Raw genomic sequence first — 17628 nt, forward strand, 5'->3', positions numbered from 1 at the left:
AGCGGGTCAGGGGTGGGAAGCGTAGCCGCGGCGGATCGCCGCCATGGCCTCGGCGGTACCGAACTTGGCCAGCGAGCGGCCGAGACGCTCAAGGTTGGCCTCGCGCCACGCCCCGGGGGCGCGCAGCCGGCAGCGGTCGAGATCGATCAGCCACACCTGGTCATCAGCATCGACCAGTAGATTGCGGGCATTGAGGTCGACGTGATCGAGGCCGGCCTCATGGAAGCGGCGCACGGTGGCACCGACCCGTTCGAAAAGCGGCGCTTCGGCTTGGCCAAGTCGCTCCGCCAGGGCGCGGGCGCCGTCGATGCGCACCGTGATCAGAGCCGCGGAGTAGGTCAGGCCGTGGTGAGTGACGCCGGCGGCCACCGGTCGCGGCACAGGCAGGCCCTGTGCATGGAGGTAGGCGGTGAGGCGCTGCTCGCGAAAGGCGCGGGTGCGCTCGAGTCCCGTCCACAGGTAGCGTGCCGTGCTGATCCGTGAGGCCAGCCCGCCACGGCGATAGGGGCGCAGCACCCACTGTTCGCCGCCAACGTCGAGGAACAAACTGTTGCCACGCCCCGGGGCTTGCCCGACCACGCGGTCGGCGCACTGCCAATATTGCGGGTCGAACAGCGACGGGCCGATTTGTGGCGCCGACTCGGCGTCACATACACTGTCCGCATCATATAGAATGAAAACCTTTCCCGTCCGACATGTTGCCAAGTGCATGAAGCATCCTCTGCCTGCCCAACCGCGCCATATCGCCGTGCTGCGACTCTCCGCCCTCGGCGATGTGTGCAATCTGGTACCCACCGTGCGCGCCCTGCAGCGTCAGTGGCCCGATGTGCGCATCACCTGGATCATCGGCAAGGCGGAACACAGTCTACTGGCTGGCCTGTCGGGGGTCGAATTCGTCGTCTACGACAAGGCCTCGGGCCTGGCCGGCATGCGCCGGCTGTGGCGTGAGCTCTCCGACACCCGCTTCGACGTACTGCTGCACATGCAGCAGGCGCTGCGTGCCAGCGTGCTCTCGCTGGGGCTCAAGGCCAAGGTGCGGGTGGGCTATGACAAGGCGCGGGCCAAGGACGCCCAGCACTGGTTCACCCACCGCCAGCTGGCGCCGCACCCTCGTGCCCACGTGCTGGAGTCGTTTCTCGACTTCGTCCGTCTGCTGGGCGTAGAGGATCTGTCGCTGGAGTGGGACCTGCCGGTGCCGGCCGAGGCCTTCGACGAGGCCGCTGCCCTGACCGGCGATGCCCCTTATGTGCTGATGAGCCCCTGTGCCAATCCGCGGCTGCGCAATTTCCGCAACTGGTCGGCGGAAGGCTACGCCGCCGTCATCGAGCATGCCTGGGCCCAGTATGGCCTGAAGACGGTGCTCACTGGCGGCGGCAGCACCCTGGAACGGGAGATGGGCGAACGTATCGTCACGCTCAGTCGTCCGGAGGCGGTGATCGATGCCATCGGCGCTACCTCGCTCAAGGGCCTGCTGGCGCTGATCGCCCGCGCTCGGGTGGTCATCGCCCCGGACTCCGGCCCGGTGCACATGGGCAATGCCATGGGCACGCCGGTGGTGGGGCTGTTCGCCACCACCAATCCCGACCGCGCGGCGCCTTATCGATGGCGCGACTACGTGGTCAATCGTTACCCGGATGCGGTGCGCACCTACTTGCATCGGGAGCTCGACGAGATCAACTGGGGCCAGCGTGTCCGCCATGCCGACGCCATGACGCTGATCCGTATCGAGGATGTGATCGGCAAGCTCGATGCGCTGCTGGCACGGCCGAACGTACGCAAGGAAGAGGAACGACCCGATGAAGCTTGACCTGACCGCGCTGGAGCAGGCGCACGTGCTGGTGGTGGGCGACGTCATGCTCGACCGTTACTGGCAGGGCGCCACCTCCCGTATCTCGCCGGAGGCTCCGGTGCCGGTGGTGCGAGTGGAGGAGTGCGAGGATCGCCCCGGTGGGGCGGCCAACGTGGCGCTCAACATCGCCTCGCTGGGTGCCCATGCCGCGCTCAGCGGCATGGTCGGCGACGATGACAACGCCCGCCGGCTGACAGAGCGCATGAACGCTGCCGGCGTCGACACCTACTTCGAGAGCAGTCCGGGGATCCCCACCATCACCAAGCTGCGGGTGATGAGCCGCAACCAGCAGCTGATCCGGCTCGACTTCGAGGACGGCCTGGAAGAACTCGACACCCGTGGGCTGCTGGCCCGTGTCGAGCAGGGGTTGCCCGAATGCGACCTGGTGATTCTCTCCGATTACGGCAAGGGCACCCTCAACCGGGTCGAGGAACTGATTGCCCTGGTGCGCAGTGCCGGCAAGCGGGTGCTGATCGATCCCAAGGGCAACGACTTCGGCAAGTACCGCGGGGCTAGCGTGATCACGCCCAACCTGACCGAGTTCGAGGCGGTGGTTGGCCGCTGCCGCAGCGACGATGAACTGGCCGCCAAGGGCGCGGCGCTGTGCGCCGAGCTGGAGCTGGAGGCGCTGCTGATCACCCGCAGCGAGAAGGGCATGACGCTGATCCGTGGCGACCATGAGCCGCTGCATCTGCCGACCCGGGCGCGCGAGGTCTTCGACGTCACCGGCGCCGGCGACACCGTGATCGGCGTGCTGGGACTGGCGCTGGCGGCCGGCCACGGCTTCCCCGAGGCCATGACGCTGGCCAACCTGGCGGCCGGCCTGGTGGTGGCCAAGCCCGGCACCGCCACGCTGTCGATCGCCGAACTCTACACCGCGGTGCACGGCGACAAGCTGGCGGAATTCGGCGTCATCGGCGAGGCGCCGCTGATCGAGGCGGTGCGCGCCGCCCAGCTGCGCGGCGAACGGGTGGTGATGACCAACGGCTGCTTCGACATCCTGCATGCCGGCCACGTGGCCTACCTGGAGCACGCTCGTCAGCTCGGCGACCGGCTGGTGGTAGCGGTCAACGACGACGCTTCCATCGGTCGGCTCAAGGGCCCCAGGCGCCCGATCAATCCCTTGGCTCGGCGCATGCAGGTGCTGGCCGGCCTCGGCGCGGTGGACTGGGTGGTGCCGTTCAGCGAGGACACCCCGCAGCGGCTGATCGAGGCGGTGCTGCCCGATGTGCTGGTCAAGGGCGGTGACTACCGCGCCGAGGAGATCGCCGGCGGCGAGGCGGTGCGCGCCGCCGGCGGTGAGGTCAAGGTGCTGGGCTTCGAGGATGGCGTGTCCACCACTGCCATGATCGCCACCATTCTCGATCGCGAGAGCTGATGACTGCACCCCTGCCGCGCTGGCCACGCTGGCTCTATTCGGCGGCCCTCTATCTGCTTTCTCCCCTCGTTTTGCGCCGGGTCTGGCGTGAGCATGCGCTCACCAACCGGCGTGGGGAGCGGCTCGGACGGATACCGCGCCTACCCGCTTCCGCGTCCTGCCTGTGGCTGCACTGCGCCTCGGTGGGCGAGGTGCAGGCCGCCCGTCCGTTGATCGAGGCGCTGCTGGCGCGTTACCCGAACCATCGCCTGGTGGTGACCACCATGACGGCTACCGGCGCCGAGCGGGTGCGGGCGCTGATCGCAGCGAGGCGGCAGGCCGGACAGGCCGAGCGGTTGCAACACTACTTCGTGCCGCTCGACTATCCCGGCGCCGCGCGCCGCTTCGTGGCTCGGTTGTCGCCATCGCTCGCCATTTTCTTCGAGACCGAGATCTGGCCCAACCTGTTGGCGGCGTGTCGTCGCCACGGCGTGCCTACGGCGGTGGCCAATGGCCGCCTCTCGCCGCGCGCTTTCCGTGGTTACCGCCGCCTGCGCCCGCTGATGGCAGCCGCACTGGGTCAGCTCGACTGGCTGGCCGCCAAGTCGCGCGGTGACGCCGAGCGCTTTCGTGAACTGGGCATGCCGGCCACGCGCATCGACGTGGTGGGTTCGCTCAAATACGACCTGACGCCGGATGACGCATCGAGCGAGGCCAGCAAGCGCCTGTGTACGCGCCTGGGCTCACGCCCCGTGTGGGTAGCCGGCTCCACCCACCCCGGTGAAGAGCAGCAATTGCTGGAGGCCCATGCCCGACTGCGACACTCCTACCCCGATGCTCTGTTGATACTGGTGCCGCGTCATCCCCAGCGCTTCGATTCGGTGGCCGAGCTCGTCCGCGAACGCGGCATGATGTTGGCGCGTCGCTCACTCGGCGAGTGGCCCGACGCGCGCACCGCCGTCTATCTGGGCGACACCATGGGCGAGCTGCTTGCGCTTTACGGGGCTGCCGACCTGGCCTTCGTCGGTGGCAGCCTGGTGCCGATAGGGGGGCACAACCTGCTCGAACCGGCCGCCATGGGCGTGCCGGTGCTGACCGGCCCCGAGCTTGCCAACTTCGCTGATATCGCCGAGACGCTGCGTCAAGGAGGGGCGCTGGTCGAGGTGGCCAACAGTGCGGCGCTGGCCGACACTCTGGTCACCCTGTTTCTCGACGAGGCCGAGCGGCATCGCCTGGCCGAGGCCGGCTTGGCGGTGGTCGCGGCCAATCGTGGCGCCCTGGCCCGGACCTTGGCCGGGCTGCAGCGCTTGCTGCCGGGCGAGTAAGTCATCACATACTGCCTGGCCTGCGCTCAGGCAGGAGTCAGACGCTCCACACCCTGCTCGGTGCCCAGCAGCAGCACGTCGGCGCCACGCGCGGCGAACAGGCCGTTGGTGACCACACCGACGATGGCGTTGAGGCGCGCCTCCATGGCCACCGGGTCGTCGATCATGAACTCGAAGCAGTCGATGATCTGATTGCCGTTGTCGGTCACCACCCCTTCGCGGTAGACCGGATCAGCGCCCAGCTTGACCAGCTCACGCGCCACGTAGGAGCGCGCCATGGGGATCACCTCGACCGGCAGCGGGAAGGCTCCGAGGCGATCGACCTTCTTCGAACCATCGGCGATGCAGATGAAGCGTTCGGCACAAGCCGCCACGATCTTCTCGCGGGTCAGCGCCGCACCGCCGCCCTTGATCATATGCAAGTGAGCGTTCACTTCGTCCGCGCCATCGATATAGAAGGGAACGGTGCCCACACTGTTGAGTTCGAACACCTCGATGCCGTGGCGCCGCAAGCGTTCGGCGCTTGCCTCGGAACTGGCCACGGCGCCCTGGAAGTCGTGGCGCAGCCGCGCCAGGCGGTCGATGAACAGATTGGCGGTGGAGCCGGTGCCGATGCCGAGGATGGTGTCGCGCTCGAGTTTCGATTCGATTTCCGCAATGGCGGCGGCGGCCACGGCGTCCTTCAGTTCGTCCTGGGTCATGTCTTGCTCGCAGTCGATGGGTGGCGGATGCCGCGCCATTATAGGCCAGAGGGCGTCTCCTGCCGACGCGTACGCTGGACGACGAGGTTACAGAGATGCTACCTATAGGGGTTCTCTGCAGTGCAGCAGACGCTGCCGCCCCTCTGCGCCACTTTCCTCCGGGACCATCAGGATGCTCGAAGCTACCGTCAAGAAGATCCTCCAGGCTCACGTCTACGAAGCCGCTCGTGAAACGCCTATCTCGCCTGCCCCCTTCCTGTCACGGCGCTTCGACAACCAGATTCTGATCAAGCGCGAGGACCTGCAGCCCGTCTATTCCTTCAAGATTCGCGGCGCCTACAACAAGATGGCGCAGCTCTCCGAAGAGCAGAAGGCCAAGGGCGTGATCGCGGCCTCGGCCGGCAACCATGCCCAGGGGCTGGCCATGGCGGCCAAGCTGATGGGCGTCAAGGCGGTTATCGTCATGCCGCGTATCACGCCGGAGATCAAGGTCCAGGCGGTGCGGGCCCGCGGCGCCAAGGTCGTGCTCAAGGGCGATGCCTTCGCCGCCGCCGCCGAGCACGCCCAGGAGCTGATTGCCGAACACGGCTACACCTATATCCCCCCTTTCGACGACATCGACGTCATCGCCGGTCAGGGCACCGTGGCCATGGAGATCCTGCGCCAGCACAGCGGCCCGCTGGACGCCATCTTCGTGCCAGTGGGTGGCGGCGGGTTGATTGCCGGCGTGGCGGCCTACGTCAAGTACCTGCGACCCGACATCAAGGTGATAGGCGTTGAGGCCGAGGACAGCGCCTGCCTCAAGGCGGCGCTCGCCGCCGGCAGGCGCGTGACGCTCGACCAGGTCGGCGTGTTCGCCGAAGGCGTGGCCGTGGCGCAGATCGGCAAGGTGCCGTTCAAGATCGTGCGCGACCTGATCGACGACGTCATCACCGTCAACGCCGACGAGATGTGCGCGGCGGTCAAGGACATCTTCGACGACACCCGGGCGGTATCGGAGACCTCGGGGGCGCTGTCGCTGGCCGGGCTCAAGAAGTACATCCAGCAGACCGGGGTCGAGGGCCAGACCCTGCTGTGCATCAACTCGGGGGCCAACACTAACTTCGACCGCCTGCAACACATCGCCGAGCGCACCGAACTCGGCGAGCAGCGCGAGGCGATCCTGGCCGTGACCATTCCCGAGCGGCCGGGCAGCTTCAAGAAGTTCTGCCGTACGATCGGCAAGCGCATGGTCACCGAGTTCAACTACCGCTACGCCGACCCCGAGGAAGCGCACATCTTCGTCGGCGTGCAGGTCAAGCCGGGCGGCGAGGATCGCCAGGCGGTGATCGACAAGCTACGTGAAGCCGGGTACCCGGTAGTCGACCTCACCGACAACGAGCTCGCCAAGTTGCATATTCGCCATCTCGGCGGCGGCCGGCCCAAGGAGCACTTCGACGAGGAGGTTTATCGCTTCGAATTTCCCGAGCGCCCCGGTGCGCTGATGAATTTCCTCACTCATCTGCCTCAGGACTGGAACATCTCGCTGTTCCACTATCGCAACCACGGTGCCGCCTTCGGTCGCGTACTGGTCGGCATGCAGGTGCCCAACGGCAATCGTTCTCATGTCGAGGAGTATTTCGACGAGATCGGTTATCGCTACTGGAAGGAGACGGACAACGACGCCTACCGCCTGTTCATGGCCTGACTGTGAGGGACTCGACGTTGGTAAGCGGTGACTTACGCCAAAACCGGGAATTGGCTTGGGTTTCATTATGTAATCGGCGCTTGAACCAGTTGTCATCAACGCGTCACAGGCCCTATAGTCGGCGCAGTCGCGGTCTTTGCGACACCTTTCAACTACGGGAACGTCAGGAGCAGGTAACAATGAAGCGTAAGCCCGATCTGGTCATGGCACTGGTGCTGGCATTTGGCATAGGTGTAGTGGTCACTGGCTATGCCCAGGCGCTGGCAGGCGGTTGAGTCGGCAGACAGTGCCATGATCAGATGATTTCAGGACCGGTCGAAGCCAGGCTTCGGCCGGTTTTTTTGTATTGAGGTTGTGTCACCTGCCGTACTGAACGGCCGGCCGCTCGGCGGGTGGCTCAGGGACGAACCAGCCGCGCATCGCTGACGATGGCATCCAGCGGCACGTCCCAGGGCGCCGTTGGCAGACGGTCCACCCGCTGGCAATCGTGGGCCAGGCCGATCAGCGTGGGACGCGGGCCGGGGCGCCGGGTGAAGGCCAGGCTGCGGTCGTAGAATCCGCCGCCCATCCCCATACGCTGGCCTTGATCGTCGAAGCCCACCAGCGGCAACAGGATCAGATCCAGTGCCCAGGTCGCCAGCCGTCGGGCACGATGGGCGCCATGGCGCGTCTGCGGCTCGGGTATCCCGAAGCGGTTACGTCGCATGGGCGTGCCGGGGTGGTAGTGCACGAACCACAGGCTGTTTTCCGACAGCGGCTTCAGTACGGGCAGATAGACACGCACACCGCGGCGAGTCAGCCAGGGAATCAGTGGTCGGGGGTCGATTTCGCCGTCGTTGGGCAGATAGAGCGCCACGCGCCGGGCCCGCTTTACCTCGGGCAACTGGCGCAGGCGACGACACAGGGCGCGGTCGGCCTGCTGACGTCGAGTCGGGCTCAGCGCTCGCCGTCGACGTCGCAGCTCCTGGCGTAGCTGACGCCGGGTAGCGAAGTCATCGGAGACAAGAGGGTCGTGCAGAACGTGCATGATACGTGGAGTTCCCCAGAGTGCCGCTGTCGTTCTGGCCCTTGAACCCTTGGTTCAAGGTGGGTGGCCGCAGCCGAACCGTCAGGCTTTCCGACGCACGGACATGCACACGGGTCCGGCTAGCAAATGGCCGCCCTGGGTATTGCTCATAGGCTCGAGGGACTTTAACGACTGGCCAACACCCCAGGGAACAACTTCATCCTATCAGAGCTAACGGGCGGGTCCAACGTCATTCGGCAGGAGTTATGTTACCCGGCACCGCGCCCGCCATGGCTTGCTCCAGGCGCTCGCTCAGCCGATCGAGCTGCTGCTCCTCGCTACGCCGGTTATCCAGCACCTCGAGCAGCTCGTGGGTAATGTTCAACGCCGCCATGAGCGCCACGCGCTCACTGCCGAGCAGATTGTTCTGGGAGTGAATGCCCTGCATGGCACGGTCGAGATAGCGGGCGGCTCGCTCCAGCTTGCGCTCTTCGCCGGCATTGCAGGCGAACACGTAGTGCCGGCCCAGCAGGGTCACCTGTGCGGTGGGGCGAGTAGCGTCATCGCTCATGGAGGGCTCCGGTGTCGGCTTGTCGGCCCGATGCGTTAACATCCGGTGTAACAAGACACATCAATTCAGTCGTCCACTATAAGAGAGCCCTTTGCAGGCGGTCAACGCAGCGCGGCCTGCAAGAGGCAACTCTCCGCCATCCGATGAGGAATTTCTCATGTCACCGAACGACGATCGCCCGGATTTCACCATCCTGGCCGACCTTTTCCTCTCCCATGGCAGCATGCAGTCGCCCGCCTTCCTCGATGGACGCCTGTGCGCCGAGCTGGCGCTGCAGGATCTCACTGCCGATGCCTGGCTGGAGGAAGTCTGCCTGGGGCTTGGCGTCGAGCAGCCGCGCGACCGCGAGAGCGCCGAGGTGATACTGGCCTGGCGGCGCCAGACCCTCGAAGCCCTTGCCGACAGCGCCCTCAACTACGAACCGCTGCTGCCCGACGACCTGTTTTCACTGGCCGAGCGTGCCCGTGGCCTGCAGGAGTGGACGCTCGGCTTCCTCGAGGTTATCGCCGATGCCGGCAACGAACCGCGTGAGAACTGGTCGGCGGCGCTGCGCGAGGCCGTGGACGACCTCGCCGGCATCGCCGACATCGAGACTGACATCGTCGACAGCGCCGAAAACGAGAACGACCTGTTCGCCCTGACCGAGCATGCGCGGATGGCCGCCATGCTGCTCTACACCGAACAGCACCCCGGGCAGCCGCAGGTGGAGTCCAGCGACCCCACCCATCACTGATGCCGCCTTCTTGTCACCGGAACCCGTAAGGAGCCACGATGCTGCCAGAGCCCCTACCCCGTCCCGCGCCGATCGGCAACGACGAGTACCGCACCCGCCGAGAAGCGCTGATGAAGCAGCTGCCGGCGGATAGTGCCGTGTTGCTGCTCGGCGCCTCGCTCGTCACCCGCTCACGGGATAGCGACTACCCCTTCCGCCAGAACAGCGACTTTCACTACCTTACCGGCTTTCCCGAGCCCGATGCCCTGCTGCTATTGCTACCGGGGCGCAGCGAAGGCGAAAGCGTGCTGTTTTGCCAGGACCGCGACCCGAGCCTGGAGGCCTGGACCGGCATACGGTTGGGGGCCGAGGGGGCCATGCGCGAACACGGCGTCGACCAAGCCTTCGAGAACGCCGAGCGCGACGAGCGCCTGGAGGCGCTGCTGGATGGCCGCCCTACCCTCTACCTGCTGCTTGGCGATGCCGATGCCCTGGCCCTGGCCGATGACGTGCGGGGGCGCCTGTCCGCCCGGGCTCGTCGCGGTGCCCAGCCGCCGCGAAGCTATGTCGACCTAGCCCCGTTGCTGCATGAGCAGCGCCTGATCAAGAGCGAGGGTGAGCTGGCCCTGCTGCGCCATGCGGCCAGGATCTCTGCCCAGGCGCATCGACGCGCCATGCGCACAGCCCGCCCCGGCCTTGCCGAGTACCACCTCCAGGCCGAACTGGAGCACGAGTTCCGCTGGCACGGCGGCACCGGGCCGGCTTATGCCAGCATCGTGGGTGGCGGTGCCAACGCCTGTGTGCTGCACTACATCGAGAATAACGCGCCGTTACACGACGGCGAACTGGTGCTGATCGACGCCGGTACCGAGTTCGACCTCTATGCCGGCGACATCACCCGTACCTTTCCGGTCGGCGGCCGCTTCAGCGATGCCCAGCGTGAATTGTACGAGGTGGTGCTGGCGGCCCAGGAGCGCGCCGTGGCTGCCGTGCGCCCCGGCATTACCCTGACCGAGCTGCACGATGGCGTGGTGCGCGACCTGACCGACGGGTTGATTCAACTGGGCCTGCTCGCGGGTGAGGTCGAGGCGCGCATCGAGGATGAGAGCTACAAGCGCTTCTACCTGCACTCGACCTCGCACTGGTTGGGGCTCGACGTTCATGACGTGGGCGACTATCGCCTCGAGGGCAAGCCGCGGCCGCTGGAGCCGGGCATGGTGCTGACGGTGGAACCGGGGCTGTACCTCCCTGCCGACGAGGACGTCCCCCCACGGTTTCGCGGCATCGGCATTCGGATCGAGGACGATGTGGCTGTCACGCGAGAGGGGCACGAAGTGTTGACTGCCGATGTGCCCAAGCGAGCGGCGGAAATCGAAGCCTTGATGGCGAAAGAATGATCAAGGGGTGAAAGGGATATCATGAAATTACGTAATTTACGTTACGTCATGCGAGGCCATAGCAGCGGGCCAGCCTCATGAAGGCAGCAACCGTGCGCCAGGTGGATATCGCCATCGTCGGCGGTGGTCTGGTGGGTGCCAGCCTGGCCTGTGCCTTGGCGCCACTGATCGAGCGGCATGGTCTTACGGTCGCGGTGATCGAGGCCGCACCCATTCCCGACAGCGCCGCGGCGCCCTGGCAACCCAGCTTCGATGCTCGCTCAAGCGCCATTGCCCAAGGCTCGGCGGAGCGCTTTCGCACCATGGGGCTGTGGTCGGCAATGGCAGAGCAGGCGGCCGCCATCCTGCGCATTCACGTCAGCGAGAGAGGCCGCCTGGGCGTTACCCGACTCACCGCCGCCGAGCTCGACCAGGCGGCGCTGGGCTATGTCGTACCCAATGCGTGGATGGGGCGTGTACTGCATCGGCGTCTGGCCGAGTTGCCCATCGACTGGCACTGTCCGGCCAGCGTGGAGACGATCGTGCCCGAAGCGGAGGGCTATCGACTCGCTCTCTCCACGGGCTGTACGCTGCGGGCTGGCTTGACGGTGTTGGCCGACGGCGGCCGCTCGGGGCTCAAGGAGCAGCTGGGCATCAGCAACGACTCGGCGCCATACGATCAGGTGGCGCTGATCGCCAACGTCGAGATGAGTCAGCCCCATGATGGTGTCGCCTACGAGCGCTTCACACGCCAAGGACCGATTGCCCTGCTGCCGCTGCCGGGGCAGCAGATGACGCTGATCTGGACCCATGTCACGGGGCGCGAAAAAGCACGGCTGGCGCTTGGCGATGGCGACTTTCTCGCTGAACTGCAACGGGCTTTCGGTGACCGCGCCGGGCGCTTTCGCCGTGTCGGCAGCCGCCATGCCTATCCGCTGACGCTGGTCACCGCGCGGGAAACCATTCGCCCGGGGCTGGCGGTGCTGGGAAACGCCGCCCATTCGCTGCACCCTGTGGCCGGCCAGGGCTTCAACCTGGCGCTGCGCGGCGTGACGGACCTGGTGGCCGCGCTGGAACAGGCGCTGGCCGGTGGCGAACCACTCGGCGGCATGCTGACCCTGCGCGACTTCGAGGCCCGACGAATCGTCGACCGGCACCAGGTGATCCGCTTCAGCGATGGCTTGGTGCGCCTGTTCGGTGTCGATAGCGGCCTGCTGGCGCATGCCCGTGCGGCGGGGCTGGTGGGGCTCAATCTGATCGGCCCGCTACGCCGCGGGCTGGCCCGCCGAGCCATGGGGCTGGAGCGCTGAGGCGTATCGAGATGAGACGAGAGAGCGAGCAATGACGGAAACGGCAGAGCAGCAGCCGACAATGCAGTTCGAGGTCATCGTGGTGGGTGGCGGCATGGTGGGGGCCGCTCTGGCGATGCTGCTGGGCCAGGCGGGTGTCGCCGTGGCCCTGCTCGACGCGCGCCCCGAGCCGCTGGACGCCGACGCGGTGGGCAAAGGCCTGCCGGCGATGCGCGTCAGCGCCCTGACGCCGGTGTCCCAGCGGCTGCTCGAAGGCTTGGGTGCCTGGCCGTGGATGGCGGCACGCCGGGTGACACCCTATCGCTACATGCAGGTGTGGGACAGCGAAGGCAGCGGCGAGGTGGGCTTCTCGGCGGAACAGGCCGGTGTGCCGATGCTCGGACATATCGTCGAGAACGATGTGGTCCTGGCGGCCCTCGAACGGGGGCTGGCCGAAGTTCCCACGGTCTCCGTGCGGCTGGGCGCTCGGGTGATCGGGCTGCACGAGGGTCCCGCGGGGCGTGAGGTGATGCTCGATGAAGGGCATCGCCTGTCGGCGCCGCTGGTGGTGGCGGCCGACGGCGCGCGTTCGCCGCTGCGCGAGCTGGCCGGCATCGGCGTGAGCGAGCGGGATACCGGCCACGTGGCCGTGGTAACCACGGTGCGGACCGAGCGCGATCATGGCGGCGTGGCGCGCCAGGTCTTCCTGGCAACCGGTCCGCTGGCGTTCCTGCCGCTGACGGTGGCGGGCGACGCGCGCTACTGTTCGATCGTCTGGTCGACCACTCCCCGAGAGGCCGAGCGGTTGACGGCATTGGCCCCTGCGGCGCTGGGCCGTGAACTTGAGTCCGCCTTCGAAGCGCGCCTGGGCGCGGTGGAGGTCGTCGACCGGGCATTGGCAGTGCCGCTGACCCAGCGGCATGCCGAGCACTACGTTCAGCCGGGTTTCGCCTTGGTGGGCGATGCGGCTCACAGCATCCACCCGCTGGCGGGCCAGGGCGTAAACCTGGGACTGATGGACGCGGCAGTGCTGGCCGAGGAACTCCTCGCCGCCCGGCGTCGTGGCATCGCCCTGGGCGAACCGCGCATGCTGGAGCGCTATGCGCGCCGCCGTCGCGGCGACAACGCCGCGATGCTGGCGCTGATGGATGGCTTCCGGCTATTGTTCGGCACCCGCCATCCGGCGGTGACCCTGTTGCGCAACCTGGGGCTTTCCGGGGTCGACCGGCTCACGCCGGTCAAGCGGCTGCTCATGCAGCAGGCCATCGGTCAGCGCGGAACGTTGCCGAGCTCCTGCCGCTGAGGCCACGCTCCGGTACATTGCCGGAGCGCGGCGCAGTTCATCTCTCTCGCCGCTCCAGCACGTTCAATGCCTTGAGCAGGTTGAGCGCCTCGCCGAGCTGGTAGTCCTCGCGCAATCGGGCGGACGTCTCGCTGGAGGTGCGCGGCTCGCTGCTCGAACGCAGGTGGCCCTCCAGGTCGGCTTCGCGCAGCTGGCGGCTGCCCTCGGTCACTTCGATCCGGCCGCGTACCACGGTGACGTCGGGCTCGATGCCCAGCGCCTGGATCGAGCGTCCGTTGGGCGTGTAGTAGAGCGCGGTGGTCAGCTTCAACCCCTCGCCGTTGCCCAGCGGCAGGACCTGCTGCACCGAGCCCTTGCCGAAGCTCTCGGTGCCCATGATCACCCCGCGGCGCTGGTCCTGCAGCGCACCGGCAACGATCTCCGCCGCCGAGGCGCTGCCGCCATTGATCAGCACCACCAGCGGCACCTCGGGGGCGACGGTCTCGCGGCTGGCCGAGAAGCGCATCTCGGTATCCGGCAGGCGCCCTTCGGTATAGACCACCAGGCCGCTGTCGAGGAAGGCGTCGGCCACGGCCACGGCGGACTGCAGGACGCCGCCGGGATTGTTGCGCAGGTCGAGGATCAGCCCCTGGAGCGGCCCGTCGCGCTCCATGCGGCGGATGGCATTGTTGACCTGATCGCCGGTGCGATTCTGGAACTGGCTGACGCGCAGGTAGCCGTAGCCCGACTCCAATATCTCGCTGCGCACGCTCTCGGTGCGGATGACCTCGCGGGTCAGCGTGACCTCGATGGGGGCATCCTCGCCGCTGCGCTGAAGGGTCAGCTGGATCTCGCTGCCCGCCTCGCCGCGCATCAGGGTGACCGCCTCCTGCAGCGAGAGCCGCTCGGTAGGCGTATCGTCGATCGCCAGGATGACGTCCCGTGCCTGCACCCCGGCCCGCGACGCCGGGGTATCATCGATCGGTGTGATGACGGTCAGGCGGCCCTCTTCGAGGCCCACCTCGATGCCGATACCGCCGAATTCGCCCTCGGTGGATTCACGCAGGCTCTGGAACTCTTCACTGTCGAGGTAGGCGGAGTGGGGGTCGAGCTCGCTCAGCATGCCGCGCATGGCGTTGCGCAGAAGGGTGCTGTCGTCGACCTCCTCCACATAGGCCCGCTTGATGCGTTCGAACACCTCGGCGAAGGTCTGGATGTCCTCCAGCGGCAGCTCGTCCGCAGTCGGCGTCGCCTGGGCGGTGGCTGGGGGAGCGGCGAGCAGAGCCAGCAATGCCATAGGCAGCAGCGCCGCCAGCAGGCGTCGTGGTGCGGGCAGTGAACGGACAGGGCGTGATGGCATGCGAACTCCGCTGTTGCGAGGCGAGGCTGTCCAGCATATCCCGTGGTTCGGGGCTTGTGAAATCCCTCTCATGATCATCTCCGTGCGATCCAGGCCTGGGGGTCGATGGGGTCGCCGTTGCGGCGAACTTCGAAGTAGAGCGCCGGGGTGGCATGGCCGCCACTGTTGCCTACCGTGCCGATGGTCTCGCCGCGCGAGACGGCCTGGCCTACCGCGACGTCGAACCTCTGCAGGTGAGCGTAGAGGGTCATGACGCTGTCGCCGTGATCGATGATCAACAGGTTGCCGAAGCCGCGCATCCAATCGGCGAAGACCACCCGGCCGGCGTGCACCGACTCGACTGGCGTGCCCTCCCGGGCTTCGATCAGGATGCCGTTGTAGTGCACCCCGTCGTCACGGCGATAGCTCGAGGCGAGGTTGCCCTGTACCGGCCAGGGCAGGTCGCCGCGGGTGCGTTCGATGGCCGTGGAGGGGGGCGGGCGTTCCAGCCGGGCGAGCTCCTCGCGCACGCGCTCGAGCATTTGCTCCGCTTCGTTGCGATCGCGGTCGAGACGCTCCAGGCGCGACTGCTCGTCGCTGTAGCGTGCGTCCAGCTCCGCCACCAGGCGCTCGCGCTCGGCCACGCGTTCGGCGAGCTCGGCGCTGCGCTCGGCCAATTCGTCGGCCAGGCCATCGAGCCGTTCGCCACGGACCTGCAGTTCGCGGCGGTTCCCCGCCAGTTCGGTATCGAGACGAGCGATTTCGTCGAGCCGCTCGTTGCGTGCCCGAGCCAGGCGGTTGAGGTAGGTCTGCAGCCGGTCGAGCCGGGCCGGGTCGTCCTGGTTGAGCAACAGCTTGAGCTGTGGGGTGAGCCCCAGGCGGTAGAGTGCGTCCAGCTGCACGTTGAGCATCTCGACCTGTTCGGCGCGCTCGGCCTGCAACGCATCGCGGACGGATTCGAGCGCGGCAGTCTCATCGGCGAGACGGCGGCGTTCGGCCTGGATTTCGTCCAGCCGGCGATGGGTCGCGGCCAGGGCGGTTTCCACCTCGCGCAGCTCGCGGCTGGCTTCGTCCTGGGCCTGCCGCGTCTGGCCGAGGCGCCGGTTGACCGCCTGAATTTCGCTGCCGATGGCGTCGAGGCGCTCGCGGGCCTCGCGTTCGCTGGGCTGGGCGCAAGCCGGGCCCGAGAGCATGACCAGGGCCACCAGCACGGCACCGAGGGCATGGCACTGCCGGATTCGCGTCATGGCAGGCTGGGCTCGCGCTCGATCATGCCGGCTCGATCAGCACCCGGCCGGTCATCTCCTCGGGGATCGGCTGGCCCATCATGTTCAGCAGGGTCGGGGCGATGTCGCACAGGCGCCCATCGTCGAGCAGCTTGACGGATTGCGGGCCGACGTAGATCAGCGGCACCTCGAAGGTGGTGTGGGCGGTCTGGGTCACGCCGGTATCGGGATTGACCATCTGCTCGGCATTGCCGTGGTCGGCGGTGACCAGGCAGGCGCCATCGGCGCGCTCGATCGCCTCCACCACGCGGCCGACGCAAGTATCCACCGTCTCGATGGCCTTGACCGCGGCATCGAAGTCGCCGGTGTGGCCGACCATGTCGCCGTTGGCGTAGTTGCACACGATCAGGTCGTAATGGCCGGAATCGATCGCCTCGACCAGGCGGTCGGTCACTTCCCCGGCGCTCATTTCCGGCTTCTCGTCGTAGGTCTTGACGTCCTGGGGGGAGGGTACCAGCACACGGGTCTCGCCCTCGAACTCGGTCTCGCGACCGCCGGAGAAGAAGAAGGTGACGTGGGCGTACTTCTCGGTCTCGGCAATGCGCAGTTGGGTCAGGCCGCGTTGCTCCATCACCTCGCCCAGGGTGTTGTGCAGGTCCGCCGGCGGGAAGGCGGCCGGGGCAGGAATATCGGCGGCGTACTGGGTCAGGGTGACCAGGCTGCCACCGGCAAGGGCTGGGCGGGCGCGGCGCGAGAAACCACTGAAGCCGTCTTCGACGAAGGCACGAGTCAGTTCGCGGGCGCGGTCGGCGCGGAAGTTCATGAAAATGGCGGCATCGCCGTCGGCGATGCATGCAGGGCCTTCACCGTCGCGGATGACGGTGGCGGAGACGAATTCGTCGTTCTCGCCGCGCTCGTAGGCGGCGCGCAGGCCCTGTTCGGCGCTGGAGGCCTCGAACTCACCGATGCCTTCGGTGAGCAGCCGATAGGCCTTCTCGACGCGGTCCCAGCGGTTGTCACGGTCCATGGCGAAGTAGCGGCCGATGATCGTGGCGACGAAGCCGTTGTCGGCGCCGACCAGCTCGGCGAGCCGGGCATTGGTGCGCTCGATGGAGGCCAGGGCGCTGCGCGGCGCCGTATCGCGGCCGTCGAGGAAGCCGTGCACGTAGACGCGCTGGGCGCCGCGGCGGGCGGCAAGTTCAGCCATGGCCAGGATGTGATCCTCGTGGCTGTGCACGCCACCGGGCGAGAGCAGGCCGAGCAGGTGCACGGCGCGGCCTGCGGCCACGGCGGCGTCGATGGCATCGGTCAGCGCGGCGATGACGTCGAGGTCGCCGTCCTCGATCGCCTTGGAGATTCGCGTGAGTTCCTGGTAGACGACTCGGCCGGCGCCCAGATTCATGTGTCCGACCTCGGAGTTACCCATCTGCCCCTCGGGCAGGCCCACGTACTTGCCGTCGGTATGCAGCAGGGCATGGGGGCGCTCCTGCCACAGGCGATCCATGTTCGGCGTGCGTGCCGCGGCCACGGCATTGTCGGTGGGGTCGGGGTTGTGGCCGTAGCCATCGAGGATGATCAGGGCAACGGGGCGTGGGGCGGTCTGGGTCGTCATGGGGGATGTGGGCCTCTTGAACGTGGTGGGCGCGACGTCGGGCCGTCCGGGAGGCTGTCCGCCCCTGCCTGGCTTGCTGGCGATGACGAGGGGCGGGGCTCCTGTCGACGCCGGGCCGTTCGAGACAGCCTCCTGGACGACGGGGGTCGCGACTTGAGTCGGCTTGCGGCATCATAACGCACGGCCAGGCGAGCGTCATGGTCCCGGCCCATTGGCGACGGGTCATGCCGCGGGGTGCGCCCCATGGTGTATACTCTCGCCTTTCGGGTGCCCAACCCTCCCGTTATCCTCGCTAT

15 protein-coding genes and 1 other RNA gene are annotated in these 17628 nt (G+C 67.3%); 8 read left to right on the plus strand and 8 right to left on the minus strand.

Annotated elements, in window-relative coordinates; genetic code table 11:
• Positions 1 to 6: 6 nt before the first annotated feature.
• On the minus strand, positions 7 to 711 hold the full coding sequence (locus ACRWQA_RS00070) for a 3-deoxy-D-manno-octulosonic acid kinase (RefSeq protein ID WP_263581878.1): 705 nt from the start codon (positions 709 to 711) through the stop codon (positions 7 to 9).
• Between ACRWQA_RS00070 and ACRWQA_RS00075 the strand changes: the two genes are divergently transcribed.
• The 3 genes from ACRWQA_RS00075 to waaA are packed head-to-tail and all read left to right on the plus strand — an operon-like array spanning position 710 to position 4531.
• Positions 710 to 1807: a glycosyltransferase family 9 protein gene (locus ACRWQA_RS00075; RefSeq protein WP_434231250.1), complete on the plus strand. Its 1098-nt coding sequence runs from the start codon at positions 710 to 712 to the stop codon at positions 1805 to 1807. The two genes, ACRWQA_RS00070 and ACRWQA_RS00075, sit on opposite strands and share 2 nt — an antisense overlap.
• A complete protein-coding gene (hldE, locus tag ACRWQA_RS00080; protein ID WP_434231253.1) occupies positions 1797 to 3227 on the plus strand; it encodes a bifunctional D-glycero-beta-D-manno-heptose-7-phosphate kinase/D-glycero-beta-D-manno-heptose 1-phosphate adenylyltransferase HldE in 1431 nt (476 codons plus the stop codon). Before ACRWQA_RS00075 ends, hldE begins: the two co-directional genes overlap by 11 nt.
• Positions 3227 to 4531, plus strand: coding sequence for a lipid IV(A) 3-deoxy-D-manno-octulosonic acid transferase (gene waaA / locus ACRWQA_RS00085; protein ID WP_434231256.1), 1305 nt, complete (start codon positions 3227 to 3229; stop codon positions 4529 to 4531). Before hldE ends, waaA begins: the two co-directional genes overlap by 1 nt.
• A 26-nt stretch (positions 4532 to 4557) precedes the next feature.
• Here the strand turns inward: waaA and rpiA are convergent, their stop codons facing one another.
• Complete coding sequence (gene rpiA, locus ACRWQA_RS00090; RefSeq protein ID WP_263581882.1) at positions 4558 to 5232, minus strand: ribose-5-phosphate isomerase RpiA; 675 nt, start codon at positions 5230 to 5232, stop codon at positions 4558 to 4560.
• Positions 5233 to 5404: 172 nt separating this feature from the next.
• Here rpiA and ilvA point away from each other — a divergent pair, with 172 nt between their 5' ends.
• Complete coding sequence (ilvA, locus tag ACRWQA_RS00095) at positions 5405 to 6919, plus strand: threonine ammonia-lyase, biosynthetic (RefSeq protein WP_263581883.1); 1515 nt, start codon at positions 5405 to 5407, stop codon at positions 6917 to 6919.
• Positions 6920 to 7316: 397 nt separating this feature from the next.
• Here the strand turns inward: ilvA and ACRWQA_RS00100 are convergent, their stop codons facing one another.
• From ACRWQA_RS00100 to ACRWQA_RS00110, 3 genes are all read right to left on the minus strand, one after another.
• On the minus strand, positions 7317 to 7946 hold the full coding sequence (locus ACRWQA_RS00100; protein WP_434231258.1) for a 5-formyltetrahydrofolate cyclo-ligase: 630 nt from the start codon (positions 7944 to 7946) through the stop codon (positions 7317 to 7319).
• An 8-nt stretch (positions 7947 to 7954) separates the two neighbouring features.
• Positions 7955 to 8139: non-coding RNA, 6S RNA (ssrS, locus tag ACRWQA_RS00105), on the minus strand.
• A gap of 36 nt (positions 8140 to 8175) precedes the next feature.
• Complete coding sequence (locus ACRWQA_RS00110) at positions 8176 to 8496, minus strand: cell division protein ZapA (RefSeq protein WP_434231260.1); 321 nt, start codon at positions 8494 to 8496, stop codon at positions 8176 to 8178.
• Between the two features lie 157 nt (positions 8497 to 8653).
• Here ACRWQA_RS00110 and ACRWQA_RS00115 point away from each other — a divergent pair, with 157 nt between their 5' ends.
• The 4 genes from ACRWQA_RS00115 to ACRWQA_RS00130 all read left to right on the plus strand — a co-directional run bounded on the left by ACRWQA_RS00115 (position 8654) and on the right by ACRWQA_RS00130 (position 13176).
• On the plus strand, positions 8654 to 9229 hold the full coding sequence (locus tag ACRWQA_RS00115; RefSeq protein WP_434231262.1) for a UPF0149 family protein: 576 nt from the start codon (positions 8654 to 8656) through the stop codon (positions 9227 to 9229).
• A gap of 38 nt (positions 9230 to 9267) precedes the next feature.
• Positions 9268 to 10605, plus strand: a complete 1338-nt coding sequence (gene pepP, locus ACRWQA_RS00120; protein ID WP_263581887.1) for a Xaa-Pro aminopeptidase — start codon at positions 9268 to 9270, stop codon at positions 10603 to 10605.
• A 77-nt stretch (positions 10606 to 10682) separates the two neighbouring features.
• Complete coding sequence (gene ubiH / locus ACRWQA_RS00125) at positions 10683 to 11894, plus strand: 2-octaprenyl-6-methoxyphenyl hydroxylase (protein WP_434231266.1); 1212 nt, start codon at positions 10683 to 10685, stop codon at positions 11892 to 11894.
• Between the two features lie 31 nt (positions 11895 to 11925).
• Complete coding sequence (locus tag ACRWQA_RS00130; protein WP_434231269.1) at positions 11926 to 13176, plus strand: UbiH/UbiF/VisC/COQ6 family ubiquinone biosynthesis hydroxylase; 1251 nt, start codon at positions 11926 to 11928, stop codon at positions 13174 to 13176.
• A 37-nt stretch (positions 13177 to 13213) separates the two neighbouring features.
• Here the strand turns inward: ACRWQA_RS00130 and ACRWQA_RS00135 are convergent, their stop codons facing one another.
• From ACRWQA_RS00135 to gpmI, 3 genes are all read right to left on the minus strand, one after another.
• Entirely contained in the window at positions 13214 to 14515 is a 1302-nt protein-coding gene (locus ACRWQA_RS00135; RefSeq protein WP_434231272.1) for a S41 family peptidase, read from the minus strand.
• Positions 14516 to 14589: 74 nt separating this feature from the next.
• A complete protein-coding gene (locus ACRWQA_RS00140; RefSeq protein WP_434231275.1) occupies positions 14590 to 15741 on the minus strand; it encodes a murein hydrolase activator EnvC family protein in 1152 nt (383 codons plus the stop codon).
• Between the two features lie 22 nt (positions 15742 to 15763).
• Positions 15764 to 17332, minus strand: a complete 1569-nt coding sequence (gpmI, locus tag ACRWQA_RS00145; protein ID WP_434231278.1) for a 2,3-bisphosphoglycerate-independent phosphoglycerate mutase — start codon at positions 17330 to 17332, stop codon at positions 15764 to 15766.
• Positions 17333 to 17628: the final 296 nt, after the last annotated feature.

The organism is Billgrantia sp. C5P2, assembly GCF_051062895.2.